Below are 16875 nucleotides of genomic sequence, written 5' to 3' on the forward strand. Positions count from 1 at the left end.
GTACGCCGCAGCGACTCCGCCTGCGCCTTACCCCGACCCTCCGCCACCGCCTCGGCCAGGTTGGCGAACAACACCGTGAACCACAACCACACCGCGATCCACCACGCGAACACCGAGGGCTGGATGATCGCCATCACCGTCACGACAACGGATCCGACCCACACCACGAACATGACCGGGTTACGCAACTGCGTGCGCGGGTCGAGCTTGCGCAGCGCCTCCGGCAGCGACTCCCACAGCTGCTGGGGGCTGAACGCTCCCGCCTTGACGGCCTGCGGCGCGTGCGACGCCGCGGTGGGAGCCTTTTTCTCCTGAAGTTCGAGGGTCATGAAAGAGCCTCCGCGATGGGCCCGAGAGCGAGGGCCGGGAAGAAGGTGAGGGCCGCCACGAGGATCAAGGTGCCGCCGACCATGACCCCGAACAGCGTTCCGTCAGTGGGCAAGGTGCCTGCGCTGGCCTCCACCCGTTTCTGCTTCGCGAGCGAACTGGCGAGCACGAGCACGGCGAGGATCGGCACGAAGCGGCCGAAGAGCATCGCGAGCCCGGTCGTGACCTGGAAGAAGTCGCTGGTGACGGTGAGGCCGCCGAACGCGCTTCCGTTGTTGTTGGCCGACGAGGCATAGGCGTAGAGCACCTCGGAGAAGCCGTGCGCGCCGTCGTTGCCGAGGGCACCGAGTGTGCTCGGGAGCGCGATGGCGAGGCCGGCACCGATCAGGACGATCGCCGGCATCGTCAGCAAGGAGATCGAAGCGGCCGTCACCTGGACCCGGCCGATCTTCTTGCCCAGGTACTCCGGTGTGCGCCCGACCATGAGGCCGGCGAGGAACACCGCGATGATCGCGATGATGAGGATGCTGTAGAGGCCGGTACCGGTACCACCGGGCGCGACCTCACCGAGCAGCATGTTCAGGATCGTGATCCCGCCCGCGCCGCCGGTGAAGCTGTCGTGCCACGAGTTGACCGCACCGGTCGACGTTCCGGTCGTCGACACCCCGAAGATGATCGAGCTCGGTATCCCGAACCGGACCTCCTTGCCCTCCAAGGCTGCCCCGGCGGCCTGCGCGGCCGGCCCGTTGGGGTGCGCCTCGGACGCCCATGCGAGTGCGATGAACACGAGCCAGACCGCACCCATGACGGCGACGAGCACCGTGCCCTGCCGGGTGTTGCGGACCATGGTCCCGAACGTGCGTGTGAGGGCCACCGGGATCACGAGCTCGAGGAAGATCTCGACGAAGTTGCTCAGCCCGTTGGGGTTCTCGAACGGGTGGGCGGAGTTGGCGTTGAAGATGCCGCCGCCGTTGGTGCCCAGCTCCTTGATCGACTCCTGCGACGCGGCGGGCGCCAGCGCGAGCGTGTGCTGCGTGCCGTCGACGGCGGTGATGCCCACACCGGACTTGAACGACATCACCACGCCCGTGGCGATCAGGATGATCGCGAAGACGAACGCGATGGGCAGCATCAGCCGGATGACACAGCGGGTCAGGTCGACCCAGAAGTTGCCCAGCCGATCGGTGTTGTAGCGGACGAACCCGCGGATCAGCGCGATCGCGACCACGATGCCGACCGCTGCGGACACCACGTTCTGCACGGTCAGGCCGGCCATCTGCACGGTGTTGCCGAGCGTGGTCTCGGGGACGTAGGACTGCCAGTTCGTGTTGGTCACGAACGAGATCGCGGTGTTGAAGGCCACCGCGGCAGGCACCGGGTCGTGCCCGAACGCCATGGGAAGGAAGGTCTGGAGCCGCTGCAGCAGGTACAGCAGGATGACCCCGACGAAGGAGAAGCCCAGCACGCCTGCCGCGTAGGTGCTCCAGCGCTGCTCGGCGTTCGGGTCCACCCGGAGTATCCGGTACAGGGCCAGCTCGAGGCCGGAGTGCTTGTCGCTCGTGAAGATCCGCGCCATGTAGTCGCCGAGCGGCTTGTACACGATCGCGAGGACCACGAGCATCGCGACGACCGTGAGGATGCCGGCGAGAGTGTCGCTCACGCGTGTGCCTCCGCCCGAGAGTTCTTGTCAATGCGCATCAGAAGCGCTCCGGACGCAGGAGGGCAACGAACAGATAGATGAGCAGGCCCAGCGCGATGAGCCCGCCGACGATGTATGCAGCGGCGTTCACAGGGATTCGAGCCCCCTCGCGATAAGGGCGAGGACCGCGAAACCTGCGATCACCAGCACCACGTAGGCCAGGTCGGCCATCGTTTCTCCTCCACCAGGACACACCTGTCCGCCGAGCCGACGGACCGGTGCGCGAGCATCGTCGGAGTCGGCGGGGCATAGCGGACCGCGAACGCCGCGTTGACGCCTTTGGCCTGCGACGTTGACGCGTTCCTGACGCGCTGGTGGTGCCGCTCACGCGGGAGAGAAGGGCGGGCCGTGCCGGCGCCCCCGACGCATACCGGCACGGCCCTGGCACAACCGGCCGCGACCGGTCGGAGCTGACCGCACGCACCTGGTGGCCACCGCGCACACGTCCTGCCCTGTGTGCGGCGGCCACGAGGTGTGCGCCGTGGGGGTTCAGCCTGTGGGGGTGGGGGGAGCCGGCGGGCTCGGCGGGGTCGGCGAAGGCGGTGTCGGGGCCAACGGCGTCGTGGGCGGCGGCACCGTCACCTGGGCGGTGGCCGACGGCGTCCCGGAGGGCACCGCCACCACCAGCGGGCCGGGCGGGATGGTCACGCAGTCGCCGGTGCGCGGGTCGTAGTCCACGGTTCCGCGCGGATACGGGCGGGCCGCGGCGGCCCCGGGCGCCGAGAACCGGTACTCGTCCTCGCACGAGGAACTGGTGGACGTGTCGATCGGGCGCCCGTTCTGGTCGAACAGGTAGACGCCGGTGAGCGGGTTGCCCCCGGCGTCGACGGGCCGGATGTCGAGGATCTGCCGGTCCATGTCCTGCCACAGGCCCGGCTGCTGGTAGGTCCGCACCGAGCCGCTGGAGGACGACGAGGAGCCGAACAGGGCTGAGCTGCCGAGCAGCAGCAGGAGCAGTGCGGCCGCGAGACCGTTCAGCGGGACCACCGCCCAGAGCCAGCGCCGGTCACGACGGGTGCGGTTCCCCAGCCAGATCGACAACGGCACGGTCACCAGCGACAGCAGGACCACCAGTGCGAGCTCCGCCCCCACCACGATCTCGTCCACCAGCACCGCGGCGACCACCCCCCTGGCCACCCACCACGCAGGCTGCAGGGCCGCCAGGAAGTCCGTGGCGGACCGAGCGGCCGTTCCGGGGGCCGGCATGGCGGCGACGAGCCGGCGCATCGCCGGAAGAGCCGCCAACGAGGGCAACTCCGGGCCGTCCCTGGTGACGAGCGGGAGCCCAGCGAGAGCGAGGAGCATCCCGAACAGGACGACCTCGGGAGCGCTCGCCGCGACCCCGAGCATGATCAGCACGGTGGATGCGACGAGCCCGGCGACAGCGAGCCGTGCGGCACCCGACCTCGACCGCTCCCGCGGCGCTCCGGACGCGGGCGGGTATCCGGCGGCGGCCCGCAGCTCGCCCGCGTAGGCCGCCGGGGTGCCGAGCCGATCCACCAGCGCGGCGAGGCTCGCCTCGCTCCCCAGCTCAGCGGTCAGGTCCACGAGGTGCGCCCGGGCGTCGTCGAGGATGTCGGCGAGCTCCGGTGCCGGCAGGTCGGCCAGCGCGGAGCGGATGCCGGCCAGGTACTCCTCCACCGGCCCGGCCAGTACCCGCACGTTGGGCACGCCCTCGGTCCCGCTGCGCTTGACGTCGTCGTTGTCGCCGATCACGCCGCCCCCACCAGTCCTTCCATCGTCTCGGCGAACGACCGCCAGGTCTTCACCAGCTCCCGGAGCCGGTCCCGGCCCGGCCCGTTCACGCTGTAGTACTTGCGGTGCGGCCCCTCCTCGCTCGGCACGACGTACGAGGTGAGCAGGCCCGCGTTGTAGAGCCGGCGCAGCGTTCCGTAGACGGAGGCGTCGCCCACCTCCTGCAGTCCGGCCGCGCGTAGCCCGCGCACCACCTCGTAGCCGTAGCCGTCCGCGCGGTCCAGCACCGCGAGCACGGCGAGGTCGAGCACCCCCTTGAGCAGTTGGCTCGTGTCCACACCTCCCCCTCCCCTGGTCGACGCGCCGCGCCGGTCGTGGGGACCGGCTTGCGCACGGCACAGTACTACGCACCGCGCAGTAGTACGACAACCGCATGACAGGTGCGTCAGAGGTCGCCCCGGCCTCGTCAGGAGGGCGTCAACGATTCTTCAGCGCCGGACGCCGCGCTGGATCGTCGAAGACGTGCTCGCACCCCGACCCACTACAGGCGACACCACTCCCGCGCAGCCCCTCATGTCCGGCCCGGTCGGAGGCGTTCTGGGTCTCCCCGCCGGGGCCGTAGCCGCCATCGCCGCCTGGGCGTTCGCCGGCGACCCCACGACCGGGCTCGTGTTCGCCGCCGGGGCGGCCGTCCTCCTCGCAGCGATGACCACAACGGTCGGTGCCGTCGTCACCGCGAGCCTCAGCTGGGCCTGCTACGACGGCTTCGTCCTCCACCGCTTCGGCACCCTCGAGGGCGGCCGGGGCGACCTCATCGCGCTCGGCATCGTGCTGGGGGCCGCACTGGCCGCACGAGCGGTCGCCGGCGTCATGCGGCAGGTACGGACGGCGGAAAGTCGACGCGACTACCCTGCGAATGTGCCTCCGGAGGTACGGCTGCGCATCCGGAGCATGACCCGGTAGTCGCATCTGACAGGAGCACGGATGTCGGTCGTCGACAACGCCATCTACATCGACGGCCGGCGGGCTGTCGATCCGACGTCGCTCGACCACACCTTCGAAGAACTCCGTCAGTGCCCTGATCAGGGGCGCAGCTTCTGCTGGATCGGACTCCTGCGACCCAGCAAGAAAGAGATCGAAGCCGTCGCCGAGGAGTTCGGCCTGCACCCCCTCGCCGTCGAGGACACCATCACCGCCCACCAGCGCCCGAAGCTGGACCTCTACGGCGATGTCGTGTTCGTGGTGCTGCGCCCTGCCCGATACGTCGACCCGGTCGAGGTCGTGGAGATCGGTGAGGTGCACCTGTTCATCGGGCCCGACTTCGTGATCACCGTCCGGCACGCCGAGGAGCCCGACCTCGCCGCGGTCCGCAAGCGGCTGGAGGCCGATCCGGAGCTCCTGGACAACGGCCCGTACGCCGTGCTCTACGCGGTGCTGGACAAGGTCGTCGACGACTACTTCCCGGTGCTCGACGGCTTGCAGGACGACATCGACGGCATCGAGGTGCAGGTCTTCGGCGGTGACCCCGGGGTCTCGAAGCGGATCTACCAGCTGAGCCGCGAGGTGATCGAGTTCCAGCGAGCGGTCGAGCCGTTGCGGGAGGTCTTCATCGAACTGCGCGACCGGCTGAAGTCCACAGCGAGCGAATCCGACCTGGAACTGCGCCGGTCGCTGCGCGACGTCTCCGACCACGCCACACGCGTGATGGAGCGCGTCCAGTCCTTCCGCGACCTGCTCTCCAACATCGTCCAGGTCAACGCCGCGCTCGTCGCGCAACGCCAGAACGAGGAGATGGCGCGCTTGACCGAGGCGGGCTACGACCAGAACGAGCAGGTCAAGCGCATCTCGTCGTGGGCGGCGATCCTCTTCGCCCCCACGCTGGTGGCCTCGATCTACGGCATGAACTTCACCCACATGCCCGAGCTCGCGTGGACCTACGGCTACCCGTTCGCACTCGGACTGATGTTGCTGTGCGGGATGATCCTCTACACGATCTTCAAACGGGCCGGCTGGCTCTGAACCGCCCGTAGGGCCCCCGGGTGGCCCGAACCACTCGGCGCTATGGCGGCGTCAGGACACGGCCGGTGGCCGTCAACGCCGCGGTGACACCCTGTTCCGTCCGGTCCGATCGCGGGAAAACGGAGACCTCGGCGGCCTGCCGGCCGCCGTCGCCTCCGGAGACCACCGGATCTAGGAGAACAGGTGACTCTCGCCGATCTCATCCCGTCACTCCGCACGTCGCTCTCATCCCGACTGGCCCCGGGCCTGTGGCCGGAGACTGCCCGAGCGACGTGTGACGGGCAGCTGCTCGTGGGCGGGGTCGACCTCGCCCAGTTGGCCGCGCAGTTCGGCACGCCGGTCCTGGCGATCGACGCCACGGACGTCCGCTCCCGCTGCCGGGCCTACCGGGAGTCGCTCCCGGGAGTGGAGATCGCCTACGCCGCGAAGGCGTTCCTCTGCCGAGCCATGGCCCGGCTGGTCGACCAGGAAGGCCTGGCGATGGACGTCTGCTCCGGGGGCGAGGTCGCCGTGGCCGCGGCCGCCGGCTTTCCCGGAGCGCGGATGGTGATGCACGGCAACGTCAAGACCGTCGAGGACCTCAAGACCGCCATGGCCACGGGCGTCGGCCGCATCGTGATCGACTCTCTCGAGGAGATCGCCCCGCTGGCAGCACTCGTGCCGACCCGCCAGCAGGTGCTGCTGCGGGTCGTCCCCGGGGTCGACGCCGGGACCCACGCCGGGCTCACCACCGGCACCGAGGACCAGAAGTTCGGACTCTCCATCGCGACCGGTGCCGCGGCGCAGGCCGTGCGCGGCGTGCTCGCCCGGCCCGAGCTGGAGCTCGTCGGCCTGCACTGCCACCTCGGCTCCCAGGTGCGCTCGATCAGCCGGTACGTGGAGGCCTCGGAGCGCATGGTCGCCTTTCTCGCCGAGATCTCACGCGAGCACGGCATCGAGCTGCCGCAGCTGGACATCGGCGGCGGCCACGCGGTGGCGTACGCGCCCGGTGAGGAGTCGATGGACCTCGCCGCGTTCGGACGCACCGTGCCGGCCGCGGTGGCCGAGGCCTGCCAATGGCACGGCCTGCGGATGCCCCGCCTGACCGTGGAGCCGGGCCGGGCGCTCATCGCCCGCGCCGGCGTCACGGTGTACCGGGTCGCGGCCGTCAAGCACGGGGTGCACCGCACGTTCGTGGCCGTGGACGGCGGGATGAGCGACAACCCGCGGCCCGCGCTCTACGGCGCGCGCTACCACGTGCGGCGCTTCGGCCGGCCCGAACGCGTGCCGTCCCGGCCGGTCACGGTCGTCGGACGGCACTGCGAGTCGTCGGACGTGCTTGCCGAGGAGGCGATGCTCCCCGAGGACATCGCTGCAGGTGATCTCCTTGCCGTGCCCTGCAGCGGGGCGTACCACTCCTCGCTCTCCTCGACCTACAACCAGATCGGTCGGCCGCCGGTCGTCGCGGTGGCGAGTGGCGCGACCGTGCCGATGCTGCGCCGGGAGACGTTGGAGGACCTGATGCTGCGCGACGCGGGTTGAGGAGCGGTCCGGCGGATCAGGCGTGCGGATGACGCGGTCGGGGCTGGCAGCGCGGGCAGCTGAACGAACTGCGGTTCATGAACGGTTCACGCTGGATGGGCGTGCCGCAGCGGCGGCACGCCCGGTCCGCCTGGCCGTAGACGTCGAGCGAGCGGTCGAAGTAACCGGACGCCCCGTTCACGTTGACGTAGAGCGCGTCGAACGACGTGCCACCGGCCGCGAGCGCCGCCGCCATCACCTCGGTGGCGGCGGCGAGCACCTCGCGTCCCTGTTTGCGGGTGAGTGCCTCGGTGGGGCGGGCCCAGTGCAGCCGCGCCCGCCAGAGCGCCTCGTCCGCGTAGATGTTGCCGATGCCCGACACCACCGTCTGGTCCAGCAGCGCACGCTTGAGCCCGGTGCGCCGCCGCCGGATGGCCGCGACGGCGTCGTCGAGGTCGAACACCGGGTCCATCGGGTCGCGGGCGATGTGCGCGATCGGTTCGGGCAGCAGGCCTCCCCCGGCCGCAGGCACCAGCGGGTGCACCGACAGGCCCCCGAAGGTCCGCTGGTCGACGAAGCGCAGCTCCGTGCCTCCGTCGGCGAACCCGAACCGGATGCGCAGGTGCTTCTCGTCGGGCCGGTCGTCGGCGGCCACGAGCATCTGCCCGCTCATGCCGAGGTGGGCGAGCACGGCGTCGTCGCCCTCGGCGCCGCCGTCGAGGTCGAGCCACAGGTACTTGCCGCGACGGCGGGCACCGGTGATGGCGCGCCCGGTGAGCCGGGCGGCGAAGTCGTCACCGCCTGCCACGTGCCGGCGCACTGCGCGGGGATGGGCGACCGTGACGGCGGCGATCTTGCGGTCGAGGACGTGGTCGGCGAGGCCGCGACGGACGACCTCGACCTCCGGGAGCTCCGGCACGGCCGGCGTCAGGCGGGGCCGGACGTGGCGGGCTCGCTGCCCGCCGCGGCTTCGGCCGTGAGGGTGCGCCACGCGAGCTCGGCCGCCTTCTGCTCGGCCTCCTTCTTCGTGCGCCCTTCGCCCGACCCGAGCTCCCGGTTCGCCACGACAGCGGTGGCCGTGAAGACCTTGAGGTGGTCCGGGCCGTCCTCGGCGATCCGGTACTCGGGGACGCCGAGCTCGGCCGCCGCGGTGAGCTCCTGGAGGCTCGTCTTCCAGTCCAGTCCCGCTCCGAGCAACGGCGCGCTACGCATCAAGCCGTCGAAGAGGCGGTCGACGAGCCCACGGGCCGTCTCGAGCCCGTGCTCCAGGTACACCGCACCGATCAGGGCCTCGGTGGCGTCGGCGAGGATGCTCGCCTTCGTGCGGCCACCCGTCAGCTCCTCGCCGCGGCCGAGGTAGAGGTGCGCCCCGAGCCCGCCGTCGCCGAGGGTGGCCGCCACACCGGCGAGCGCGTGCATGTTGACGACGCTCGCGCGCAGCTTGGCCAGCTGCCCCTCGGGCAGGTCCGGATGATCACAGTAGAGCCGCTCGGTGACGATGATGCTGAGCACGGAATCGCCGAGGAACTCCAGGCGCTCGTTGGTGGGCAGCCCGCCGTTCTCGTACGCGTAGGACCGGTGGGTGAGCGCCAAGGTGAGTAGATCGTGGGCGATCTCGACTCCGAGGGACGCGAGAAGGGGCCCGCGGTCCTCCACGGGCCCCTGTAGGCCTCGCGCTACCACTGCGTCGTCGCCGATTCCGTGCTCCCGGCGATCAGGCCGGGCTGACGACCTGGCGGCCGTCATAGGTGCCACAGGTGGGGCAGGCCACGTGCGGGGGCTTGACGGCCCGGCAGGCGCGGTTCGAGCAGGCGACGAGCGTGGGTGCAGTGGCCTTCCACTGCGACCGGCGCGAGCGCGTGTTCGACCGCGACATCCGGCGCTTCGGAACAGCCACGGTGAATCTCCTAGCAGTACTCGAGGGATCAGTCTGCGGACAGGCGCTCACGCAGAGCGGCCCACCGAGGATCCAGTGTCTCATGCCCGTGGTCGGGCGCGAGGTCGGCCCGCTTCTCGCCGCACTCCGGGCAGAGGCCGAGGCAGTCCGGGGTGCACAGCGGGGCCAGGGGTAGGGCGAGCACGACCGCGTCACGCACGATCTGCTCGACGTCGATCATCTCGTCGACGACCCTCGGCAGCTCGTCCTCGTCGGTGGTCTCGTCGGTGACGCTGTCGGGGTAGGCGAACAGCTCCGAGAGGTCGACGTCGATCTCGTCGGTGAGCGCGTCGAGGCAGCGGGCGCACTCGCCCGTGAGGGACGCGTGCACGCTGCCCGAGACGTAGACCCCTTCGGTGACCGACTCGAGCCGGACGTCCAGCTCGATGGGTTCCCCCGCCGGCACGGCGATGGTCTCCAGACCGAGCGTGGCGGGGGCCGCCGGAGCCGGGATGGTGCGCCGGTAGCTGCGCATGTTCCCCGGGCGCCGCCCGAGCTCACGGGTGCTGAAGACCCACGGGCTTGCCGGATCGGGGTGGCCGGGGGTGGGGTGGTGCGTACTCACTCCACCAGAGTAGTAGCCCGCGACGATGCGGGCACCGCGCCGGGAAGCCGTGGGTCAGCCCGGTGTCACCTGGAACTCCGCCGAGCCGCCCCCGGCACGCACGACCTCGATCACGGCGGTGCCGACGGTGGCGTTCGAGCCGGGGGCGATCGTCACCGTGGCTCCGTCAGCCGTGAACGTGACGCCGGAGTCCTCGACCGCCGCGATCGCGATGAGCGGGCTCGAGCCGCAGGACAACGTCGTGTGCCCGTTCACGGTGGACGAGCGCGCGCTCGTGCCCGAGCTGTTGATCGACGTGCCGCCGGACGTCACCCGCACACGACAGAACCCTGAGGATGCCCGCGGCGCGGCCGACGGCGCGGCTCTCTGCGGGGACGGCGCGGCCTGGCCCGACACGCCCGGGCTCGAGGTGGCCTCACCGGCGATGCTCGTGGTGCAACCCGCCACGACGAGCGTCGGCAGCGTGACGGCGACGAGCACGGAGCCGAGCACCCGTAAGCGCGTACGGAGGAGCTTCACGATCCGGATCGTGCCGTTGATCCGGGTTGCTTGGCGAGCCCTGTGCGACGACCGGCCGTACGCATGCCGCCGATCAGGTTTTGCCGCTCGGGATTCGTCCGGCAGGGTGATCACGTGCGGGTTCTGGTGGTCGAGGACGACGACGGGGTCGCCGACGCGGTGCTCGAGGCGCTGGCCGCCCACGGGCACACCGCGATCCGGGCGGCCCGCGCAGCCGAGGTCTGGGGCAACGCGCACGACGCGGACGTCGTCCTGCTCGATCTCGGCCTGCCCGACGCCGACGGACTCGACGTGCTGCGCAGGCTGCGGCGCATCACCTCCACGCCGGTGCTCGTGCTCACCGCCCGCGGCACCGAGCGGGACGTGGTGCGGGGGCTGCGGCTGGGCGCCGACGACTACGTGGTGAAGCCGGTGCGGCTGCGCGAGCTGCTGGCGCGCATGGAGGCGGTGGCGCGCAGAGCCCGCGCGGGCCGCGCCGACGACGGCGCCGCGGCGGACGTCGTGGAGATCGAGGACCTGCAGATCGACCTGGGCGCCCGCCGCGCCACCGTCGGCGGGCGCGAGATCAACCTGACCGTGAAGGAGTTCGAGATCCTCGCCGCGCTCGCCCGCAGGCCGGGCGCCGCCGTCAGCCGGCAGCAGCTGCTCGACGAGGTCTGGGGTGACGCCTACCTGGCGGTTTCCCGCTCCCTCGACGTGCACCTCGCGGCGCTGCGGGCCAAGCTCGGGCGCCCCGGGTTGCTGACGACGATCCGCGGGTTCGGCTTCCGGCTCGGCGGCTGAGGACAGCCCGTGCGCCGTCGCCTGCTGCTGGTCCTCTCGGCGTTCTCCGTTGCCACCGTCGCGGCCTTCGCGCTGCCGCTGCTCGACAGCACGGCGGCCGAGCGCACGCAGCGGTTCGTGCTCGCCCGCACCGCCGACATCGACCGTTTCGCCGCGTACGCCCAGCAGGCGGACCAGGAGACGGCCACGGTGCTCGCGGAGGAGGTCCGGGCCCACAGCGAGCTCTACGGCGAAGGAGTCGTGGTCGTGGACCGGGGCGGACGTCCGATCGTCGAAGCCGGTCTGGACGTCGATGATCCCGGAGTGCTCGCGGCGGTCGACGCCGCTCTGCGCAACCAGCCTGCCGCCCGGCCGGAGCGGCTCGGGCCAGGATCCGACGAGCCGATCCTGTTCGCGCGTCCGGTCGGAACCGGCACACAGGTGGGCGGTGCGGTCGTTCTGCGGGCCTCGCCCGCCGGAGCTGCGGCCGATATCGCCACCGCCTGGACGACCATCCTGCTCGGCGCGCTGGCTGCGGCCGTGGCGTTCGCCGCGCTGGCGCTGGTGGTGGCCCGCTGGGTGCTGCGGCCGGTCGCCGAGCTGGCGGGAGGGGTGCGCGCGGTGGCCGAGGGGCACCCCGGAGCGCACGTGTCGCCGCGCGGCGGCCCGTCGGAGCTGCGCGAGCTGGCCACGGCGTTCAACCGGATGTCCGACGTCGTCTCCACCAGTGCCGAGCAGCAACGCCGGCTCGTCGCGGACACCTCGCACCAGCTCCGCAACCCGCTCGCTGCGCTCCGGCTGCGGGTCGACGCCCTGGACGCGCACGTCCCGGACGACGGCCGCCGGACCTACCGCTCGACGCTCGCGGAGGTGGAGCGGCTCGAGTCGCTGCTCGACGGGATGCTCGATCTCGCCTCCGCGGAGAGCCGGGCCACGGACCTCGCGGCGGGCGAGGCCGGCGTCGAGCATGCGGACATGGGCTCGGTCGTGGCCGAGCAGGTCGAGCTGTGGGCACCGGTGGCCGAAGGGGCAGGAGTGCGGCTCGTCGTCACCGACGGGCCTGCGGCCGAGGTGGCGTGCTCCGCGTCGGAGCTGGCCCAGCTGCTCGACGTGCTGCTCGACAACGCCGTGAAGCATGCGGGGGTCGCGGCCACCGCCCGGGTCGGCTGGACCGCGTCCGGGACGCCCGGGGTACGGCGGGTCCGGCTCGAGGTCCGCGACGACGGGCCCGGGCTACCACCCGAGGATCTCGGCCGCGCCACGCAGCGCTTCTGGCGATCGGCGCAGGCGAACGGGAGCCGGGGGTCGGGGCTCGGGCTCGCGATCGCGGAGCGCCTCGCGACCGCTCGGGGTGGCGCGCTGCGGCTCGCACCGGCGCCCGGCGGGGGTCTGGCCGTCACCGTGGAGCTGCCGTGCCTGTGACCCTCTCGCGACGGACGGTCCTGCGCGCGGCGCCGCTGGCTCTGGCGTTCGCCGCCGCGGGCTGCGGCGGCGACGGCCAGCTGCCGGTCGTGGTGGCGGCAGGCGAGCCCGGGGGCTTCTACGTGGAGTTCGGCGAGCTGCTCGTCCGGCAGCTGCAGGCCGCCGGGATCCCCGCGCGCGTGATGGAAACGGGCGGCAGTGTCGACAACGTCCGCCACGTCGACGACGGCACGGCCGCCCTCGGCCTCGCCCTCAGCGACATCGCCGTGGCTGCCCTGCGCGGCGAGGCGCCGTTCGCCCGAGCGGTGGGCCTGCGGGCCATCGGGCGCGTCTACGAGAACTACATGCAGGTTGTGGTGCGTGCCGAGGACTCGATCGCGGACGTCGCCGGTCTGGCGGGGCGGCGGGTCTCGCTCGGCGCACTCGGATCCGGTGCCGCCGTGTTCGGCGACCGGCTGCTCGCCGCGGCCGGGATCACCGCTCCGGTCACCCGGCGGCCCCTGCGCGAGGCCGTCACGGCGCTGGAGGCAGGGGCGACGGACGCGCTGCTGTGGTCCGGCGGCGTGCCGACGCCCGCGCTCGACGAGCTGGCCGCGCGCCGGCCGATCCGGCTGATCCCGCTGGTCGGGCTCCTGCCGCAGCTGCGCGCCCGCCACGGGGAGGTCTACGGGCCGGTCGCCGTGCCGGCCGGGGTGTACGGGACGAGCACCCGGGTGCCCACCGTCGGCGTCGCGAATCTTCTCGTCGCGAACGCCTCGCTGCCCGACGATGTGGCAGGCGCCGTCGCGCGCACCCTCGTGGGCGCCGCGCCCGACCTGGTGCCCTCGGCGGCCCTGGGCACCCAGTACCTGGACCAGCGCTCGCTCATCGGCACCGGTGACGTCCCACTGCACCCCGGCGCCGCGGCCGCCTACCGCGACCTGCACGGCTGAGCGACCAGTCTCCTAAGCGTTGGTAAAGATCTCATCGGAGGTACTGCTCCACGTCGTGATCGCTTTTACCTTCCCTGCGACACCTCTGACAGAACGACGAGCGGGGAGCAGATGACAACGACGTCACGGGTAGGAGAGCTCAGCCCACCGGTCGGATTCAAGGCGAAGGTCAAGCAGGTCGGTCCGGGGCTGCTCGCCGCAGCCACCGGCGTGGGTGCGGGCGACCTCGTCGCCACGATGGTGGCGGGCGCCTCGTACGGGATGGTGCTTCTGTGGGCGGCGGTGCTCGGCACAGCCCTCAAGCTCGCGCTGGCCGAGGGCGTGGGCCGGTGGCATCTCGCCACCGGCACCACCCTGCTCGACGGGTGGCGCAGGCTCGGGTACTGGGCCACCGTCTTCTTCGGCGCCTACATCGTCATCTGGGGCTTCGTCTACGGCGCCACGGCGATGTCCGCGGTCGGCCTGCCGCTCAACGCCCTGTTCGGCGGGCTGCCCGTGCGGTACTGGGCGATGATCGCCGGAGTCGTCGGCCTCGCTCTCGTGTGGGCGCAGCGCTACCACGTCTTCGAGAAGTTCATGACCGTGCTCGTCCTGATCAAGTTCGTGTCGGTCGTCTCGGTCGCGCTGCTCGTCTCACCGAACCTCGGTGAGGTGTTCAGCGGGCTGGTGCCGCGGCTGCCCGAAGGCTCCGTGGTGAACGTGCTCGGCCTGATCGGCGGGGTCGGCGGCACGATCACGATGGCGGCCTACGGCTACTGGATGATCGCCAAGGGCTGGAAGGGCACCCGCTGGCTGTCGATGATGCGGCTGGACAACACCGTCGGCTACGTCATGACCGGCATCTTCGTGATCGCGATGCTGGTGGTCGGTGCGGAGATGCTGCGGGGCCAGAACCTCACGTCGAGCGACTCGGGCCTGCTCACCCTCGGCACCGCGCTCGGTGAGTCCTACGGCGACTGGGCCCGGATCATGTTCCTCATCGGGTTCCTCGCCGTCACCTCGTCCTCACTGCTGGGCGTCTGGAACGGCGTGAGCCTGCTGTTCACCGACTGGACCCGCACGATCCGACTGCCGCACGGCAGGAAGGCCGAGGCAGAGCTCGAGGCTGCGGAGGCCGAGACGGCCCGGGACGCCACCACGGACCCGACCGGCACCGCCACCGGGTACGAGGCCACGGTCGCCGAGCGCAGCCTGCCGTTCCGCGGGTACCTGCTCTGGCTGACCATCCCGCCGATGGCGCTGCTCTTCCTCGACAAGCCGTTCGGGCTCACGCTGGTCTACGGCGTGCTCGGCTCGGCGTTCATGCCCTTCCTGGGCATCACGCTGATGCTGCTGCTCAACTCCAAGCGCGTTGTGGGTGACGGCCGCTCCGGCTGGGTGTCCAACGTCCTGCTCACCGGGGCGTCGGCGCTGTTCGTCGTCCTGCTGGTGATCGATCTGATCGATCGCTTCGGCTGATCCTCGGCGGGGCGCCCCGTGCTCGGACAGCACGGGGCGCCCCGCTCCACCTGTGGAACGAAGGGACGGGGCGTGGACTCGATCATCGAGTTCCGGGTGCTGGGACCGCTCGAGGTCGTCCGCGACGGAGTCGTCCTCCGGTTGGGCGCGGGCAAGCTACGGGTGGTCCTCGCCGCACTGCTCCTCCAGGCGAACCGTCCCGTCTCGATCGACGACCTCGTCGACAAGCTGTGGGACGGGGCCGCGCCCGGCGACGCCCGTGGCACCGTCCAGAAGTACGTGATGCGGATCCGGCGCCTGCTCGGGGGCGGCGCCGAGGACTCCGCCGTGCGGACCGAGCCGGACGGCTACCGGATCACGATCCCCACCTGCCGTCTCGACCTCCACCGATTCTCGACCCTCTGCGCGCAGGCGGCCCGGGCCGCTGCCGCCGACGACGACGTCGCCGAGTCCGCGCTGCTGACCGACGCGCTCTCGCTGTGGCGTGACGTGCCGCCACTGTCCGATGTCCCCTCCCCTCCCCTGCAGCGCGACGAGGTGGCCGGGCTGGTCGAGCGCTACCTGCAGGCGCTCGACCGGCGGATCGAGCTCGACCTGGCCCTCGGCCGGCACGCCGAGGTGCTCGGCGAACTGGCCGCCCTCGTTCGCCGGCACCCGGAGCGGGAGCGCTTCTGGGCACATCGCATGCGGGCGCTGCACCGTGCGGGCCGCCAGGGTGAGGCGCTCGCGGCCTATCGCGAGGTCGCGAGCCTGCTGGCCGAGGAGCTCGGCATCGACCCGGGGGCCGACCTGCGTGCCGCCCACCGTGAGGTCCTCGGCGCGCCGGCGCCTGCCGCGCCCGTCGCTGCGCCCGTGGCGCGTCCGCCTGCCGTCCGCCCACCGCGCCAGCTCCCCATGGCCGACTCCGGGTTCGCGGGGCGGGAGACCGAGCTCGCCGCGATCGTCGACGCCCTTGGGGAAACGGGGCCCCGCAGCGGCGCACCGGTCGTGATCACGGGCATGGCCGGGGTGGGCAAGACGGCACTGGCCGTACGAGCCGCCCACGGCGTGGCCGACCGCTTCCCCGACGGAGCGCTGTTCGCCGACCTGCGCGGCCACTCCCCCGCTGCGCCGACAGCCGTGCCGGATGTGCTGGCACGGTTCGTCCGGACGCTCGGACTGCCGGCTGACGCGCTGCCGACCGACGAGGACGAGCTGGTGGCCGCGTACCGGTCGCTACTCGCAGACCGTCGCATGCTGGTCGTCCTCGACGGCGCGGCGTCCGCTGAGCAGGTACGGCCGCTGCTGCCCGGGTCGGGGTGCGGGGTTCTCGTCACGAGCCGGGCCGACCTCGCCGGGCTGGCCGTCTCCCCCGGCTCGCACCGGATCGTGCTCGACGTCCTGTCCGGTCCCGACGGGCGCGCGTTGCTCGCGGGCGTGCTCGGCGCGCCGCGGGTGGCCGCGGAACCGGCCGCGGCCGACGAGCTCGTGCGGCTGTGCGGCGGGTCGGCGCTCGCGCTCCGCGTGGCCGCCGCCCAGCTGGTGCTGCACCCGCAGCGCGGGATCGCCGAGCACGTCGAGCGTCTGAGCAGCGGTGACCTTCTGACCGCCCTGCGTCTCGACGGCGACGCCGCCACCGACGTGGTGGCCGCGCTCGACCTGTCCTGCCGCGCACTCGACCCCGAACACCGGCGGCTGCTGCGGTTGCTCGGCCCGCTCCCCGGCGTGACCGAAGAGGGGTTCACCGCCGCGGCAGCGGCCGCGGCCACCGGGATGGGCCGGGCCGCGGTGGCAGCGGGGCTCGAAGCGCTGGCCGCGGTGAGCCTGCTCGACCGCCGCCCTTGCGCGCGCTACCGCATGCACGTCCTCGTCCGCCGGTACGCAGCGCGCCGGGCGGAGACCGAGGAGACCCCCGAAGCACGCGACCGCGCCCGTCCGGCGGCCGACGGCCCCGTCATCGTCGGCCACCCGTTGCCTCGCTTCGCGCGGATCTCCAACTCCTGATCGCCGCGAGATCCGGGTTTCGGCCCCGCGGAGGTCCGGAACCCCGATCTCGTCGCGA

The 16875-nt window shown here is 72.1% G+C and carries 17 protein-coding genes and 1 pseudogene; 8 read left to right on the forward strand and 10 right to left on the reverse strand.

Annotated elements, in window-relative coordinates:
* The 5 genes and pseudogenes from ABD743_RS38595 to ABD743_RS38615 all read right to left on the reverse strand — a co-directional run.
* Nucleotides 1–329 (reverse strand): annotated as a pseudogene (locus ABD743_RS38595) (potassium-transporting ATPase subunit B); the annotation flags it as partial.
* Complete coding sequence (gene kdpA / locus ABD743_RS38600) at nt 326–1987, reverse strand: potassium-transporting ATPase subunit KdpA (protein ID WP_344728693.1); 1662 nt, start codon at nt 1985–1987, stop codon at nt 326–328. The pseudogene ABD743_RS38595 and the gene kdpA, both read right to left, overlap by 4 nt.
* A gap of 37 nt (nt 1988–2024) precedes the next feature.
* Nucleotides 2025–2117 (reverse strand): K(+)-transporting ATPase subunit F, encoded by a 93-nt coding sequence (gene kdpF / locus ABD743_RS38605; protein WP_241041304.1) that lies wholly within the window; start codon nt 2115–2117, stop codon nt 2025–2027.
* Nucleotides 2118–2515: 398 nt separating this feature from the next.
* On the reverse strand, nt 2516–3742 hold the full coding sequence (locus ABD743_RS38610; protein WP_344728695.1) for a DUF1700 domain-containing protein: 1227 nt from the start codon (nt 3740–3742) through the stop codon (nt 2516–2518).
* Nucleotides 3739–4059: a PadR family transcriptional regulator gene (locus ABD743_RS38615; RefSeq protein WP_241041306.1), complete on the reverse strand. Its 321-nt coding sequence runs from the start codon at nt 4057–4059 to the stop codon at nt 3739–3741. The genes ABD743_RS38610 and ABD743_RS38615 overlap by 4 nt, the downstream gene beginning before the upstream one ends.
* Nucleotides 4060–4243: 184 nt before the next feature.
* Between ABD743_RS38615 and ABD743_RS38620 the strand changes: the two genes are divergently transcribed.
* The 3 genes from ABD743_RS38620 (at nt 4244) to lysA (ending at nt 7261) form a co-directional block, all read left to right on the forward strand.
* Nucleotides 4244–4684, forward strand: coding sequence for a hypothetical protein (locus ABD743_RS38620; RefSeq protein ID WP_344728697.1), 441 nt, complete (start codon nt 4244–4246; stop codon nt 4682–4684).
* 21 nt (nt 4685–4705) lie between these two features.
* A complete protein-coding gene (gene corA / locus ABD743_RS38625; RefSeq protein ID WP_344728699.1) occupies nt 4706–5740 on the forward strand; it encodes a magnesium/cobalt transporter CorA in 1035 nt (344 codons plus the stop codon).
* Between the two features lie 183 nt (nt 5741–5923).
* On the forward strand, nt 5924–7261 hold the full coding sequence (lysA, locus tag ABD743_RS38630) for a diaminopimelate decarboxylase (RefSeq protein ID WP_344728701.1): 1338 nt from the start codon (nt 5924–5926) through the stop codon (nt 7259–7261).
* Nucleotides 7262–7277: 16 nt separating this feature from the next.
* Here lysA and mutM read toward each other — a convergent pair whose 3' ends face one another.
* The 5 genes from mutM to ABD743_RS38655 are packed head-to-tail and all read right to left on the reverse strand — an operon-like array spanning nt 7278 to nt 10260.
* Entirely contained in the window at nt 7278–8159 is an 882-nt protein-coding gene (gene mutM / locus ABD743_RS38635) for a bifunctional DNA-formamidopyrimidine glycosylase/DNA-(apurinic or apyrimidinic site) lyase (RefSeq protein WP_344728703.1), read from the reverse strand.
* Nucleotides 8160–8167: 8 nt separating this feature from the next.
* Entirely contained in the window at nt 8168–8896 is a 729-nt protein-coding gene (rnc, locus tag ABD743_RS38640) for a ribonuclease III (RefSeq protein WP_344728705.1), read from the reverse strand.
* A gap of 58 nt (nt 8897–8954) precedes the next feature.
* A complete protein-coding gene (gene rpmF / locus ABD743_RS38645; RefSeq protein WP_344728706.1) occupies nt 8955–9137 on the reverse strand; it encodes a 50S ribosomal protein L32 in 183 nt (60 codons plus the stop codon).
* 28 nt (nt 9138–9165) lie between these two features.
* A complete protein-coding gene (locus ABD743_RS38650; protein ID WP_379658917.1) occupies nt 9166–9741 on the reverse strand; it encodes a YceD family protein in 576 nt (191 codons plus the stop codon).
* 54 nt (nt 9742–9795) lie between these two features.
* On the reverse strand, nt 9796–10260 hold the full coding sequence (locus tag ABD743_RS38655) for a hypothetical protein (protein WP_344728708.1): 465 nt from the start codon (nt 10258–10260) through the stop codon (nt 9796–9798).
* A gap of 114 nt (nt 10261–10374) precedes the next feature.
* Here ABD743_RS38655 and ABD743_RS38660 point away from each other — a divergent pair, with 114 nt between their 5' ends.
* The 5 genes from ABD743_RS38660 (at nt 10375) to ABD743_RS38680 (ending at nt 16817) form a co-directional block, all read left to right on the forward strand.
* Complete coding sequence (locus tag ABD743_RS38660) at nt 10375–11043, forward strand: response regulator transcription factor (protein WP_344728710.1); 669 nt, start codon at nt 10375–10377, stop codon at nt 11041–11043.
* Between the two features lie 9 nt (nt 11044–11052).
* Nucleotides 11053–12444 carry a sensor histidine kinase gene (locus ABD743_RS38665; RefSeq protein ID WP_344728713.1) on the forward strand — a complete coding sequence of 464 codons (1392 nt, stop codon included), beginning with the start codon at nt 11053–11055 and terminating at the stop codon, nt 12442–12444.
* Nucleotides 12441–13376 (forward strand): TAXI family TRAP transporter solute-binding subunit, encoded by a 936-nt coding sequence (locus ABD743_RS38670; protein WP_379658921.1) that lies wholly within the window; start codon nt 12441–12443, stop codon nt 13374–13376. The genes ABD743_RS38665 and ABD743_RS38670 overlap by 4 nt, the downstream gene beginning before the upstream one ends.
* Before the next feature lie 111 nt (nt 13377–13487).
* Nucleotides 13488–14834, forward strand: coding sequence for an Nramp family divalent metal transporter (locus ABD743_RS38675; protein ID WP_344728717.1), 1347 nt, complete (start codon nt 13488–13490; stop codon nt 14832–14834).
* 72 nt (nt 14835–14906) lie between these two features.
* A complete protein-coding gene (locus tag ABD743_RS38680; RefSeq protein ID WP_344728719.1) occupies nt 14907–16817 on the forward strand; it encodes an AfsR/SARP family transcriptional regulator in 1911 nt (636 codons plus the stop codon).
* Nucleotides 16818–16875: the final 58 nt, after the last annotated feature.

The sequence above is a fragment of the Pseudonocardia yunnanensis genome, assembly GCF_039534065.1.
GTDB classification, from domain to species: Bacteria; Actinomycetota; Actinomycetes; order Mycobacteriales; family Pseudonocardiaceae; genus Pseudonocardia; species Pseudonocardia yunnanensis.

Bases quoted from the DNA above. Each gene is read 5' to 3' on its own strand.
- corA (WP_344728699.1), top strand. From the start codon at position 4,706: ATGTCGGTCGTCGACAACGCCATCTACATCGACGGCCGGCGGGCTGTC.
- ABD743_RS38675 (WP_344728717.1), top strand. From the start codon at position 13,488: ATGACAACGACGTCACGGGTAGGAGAGCTCAGCCCACCGGTCGGATTC.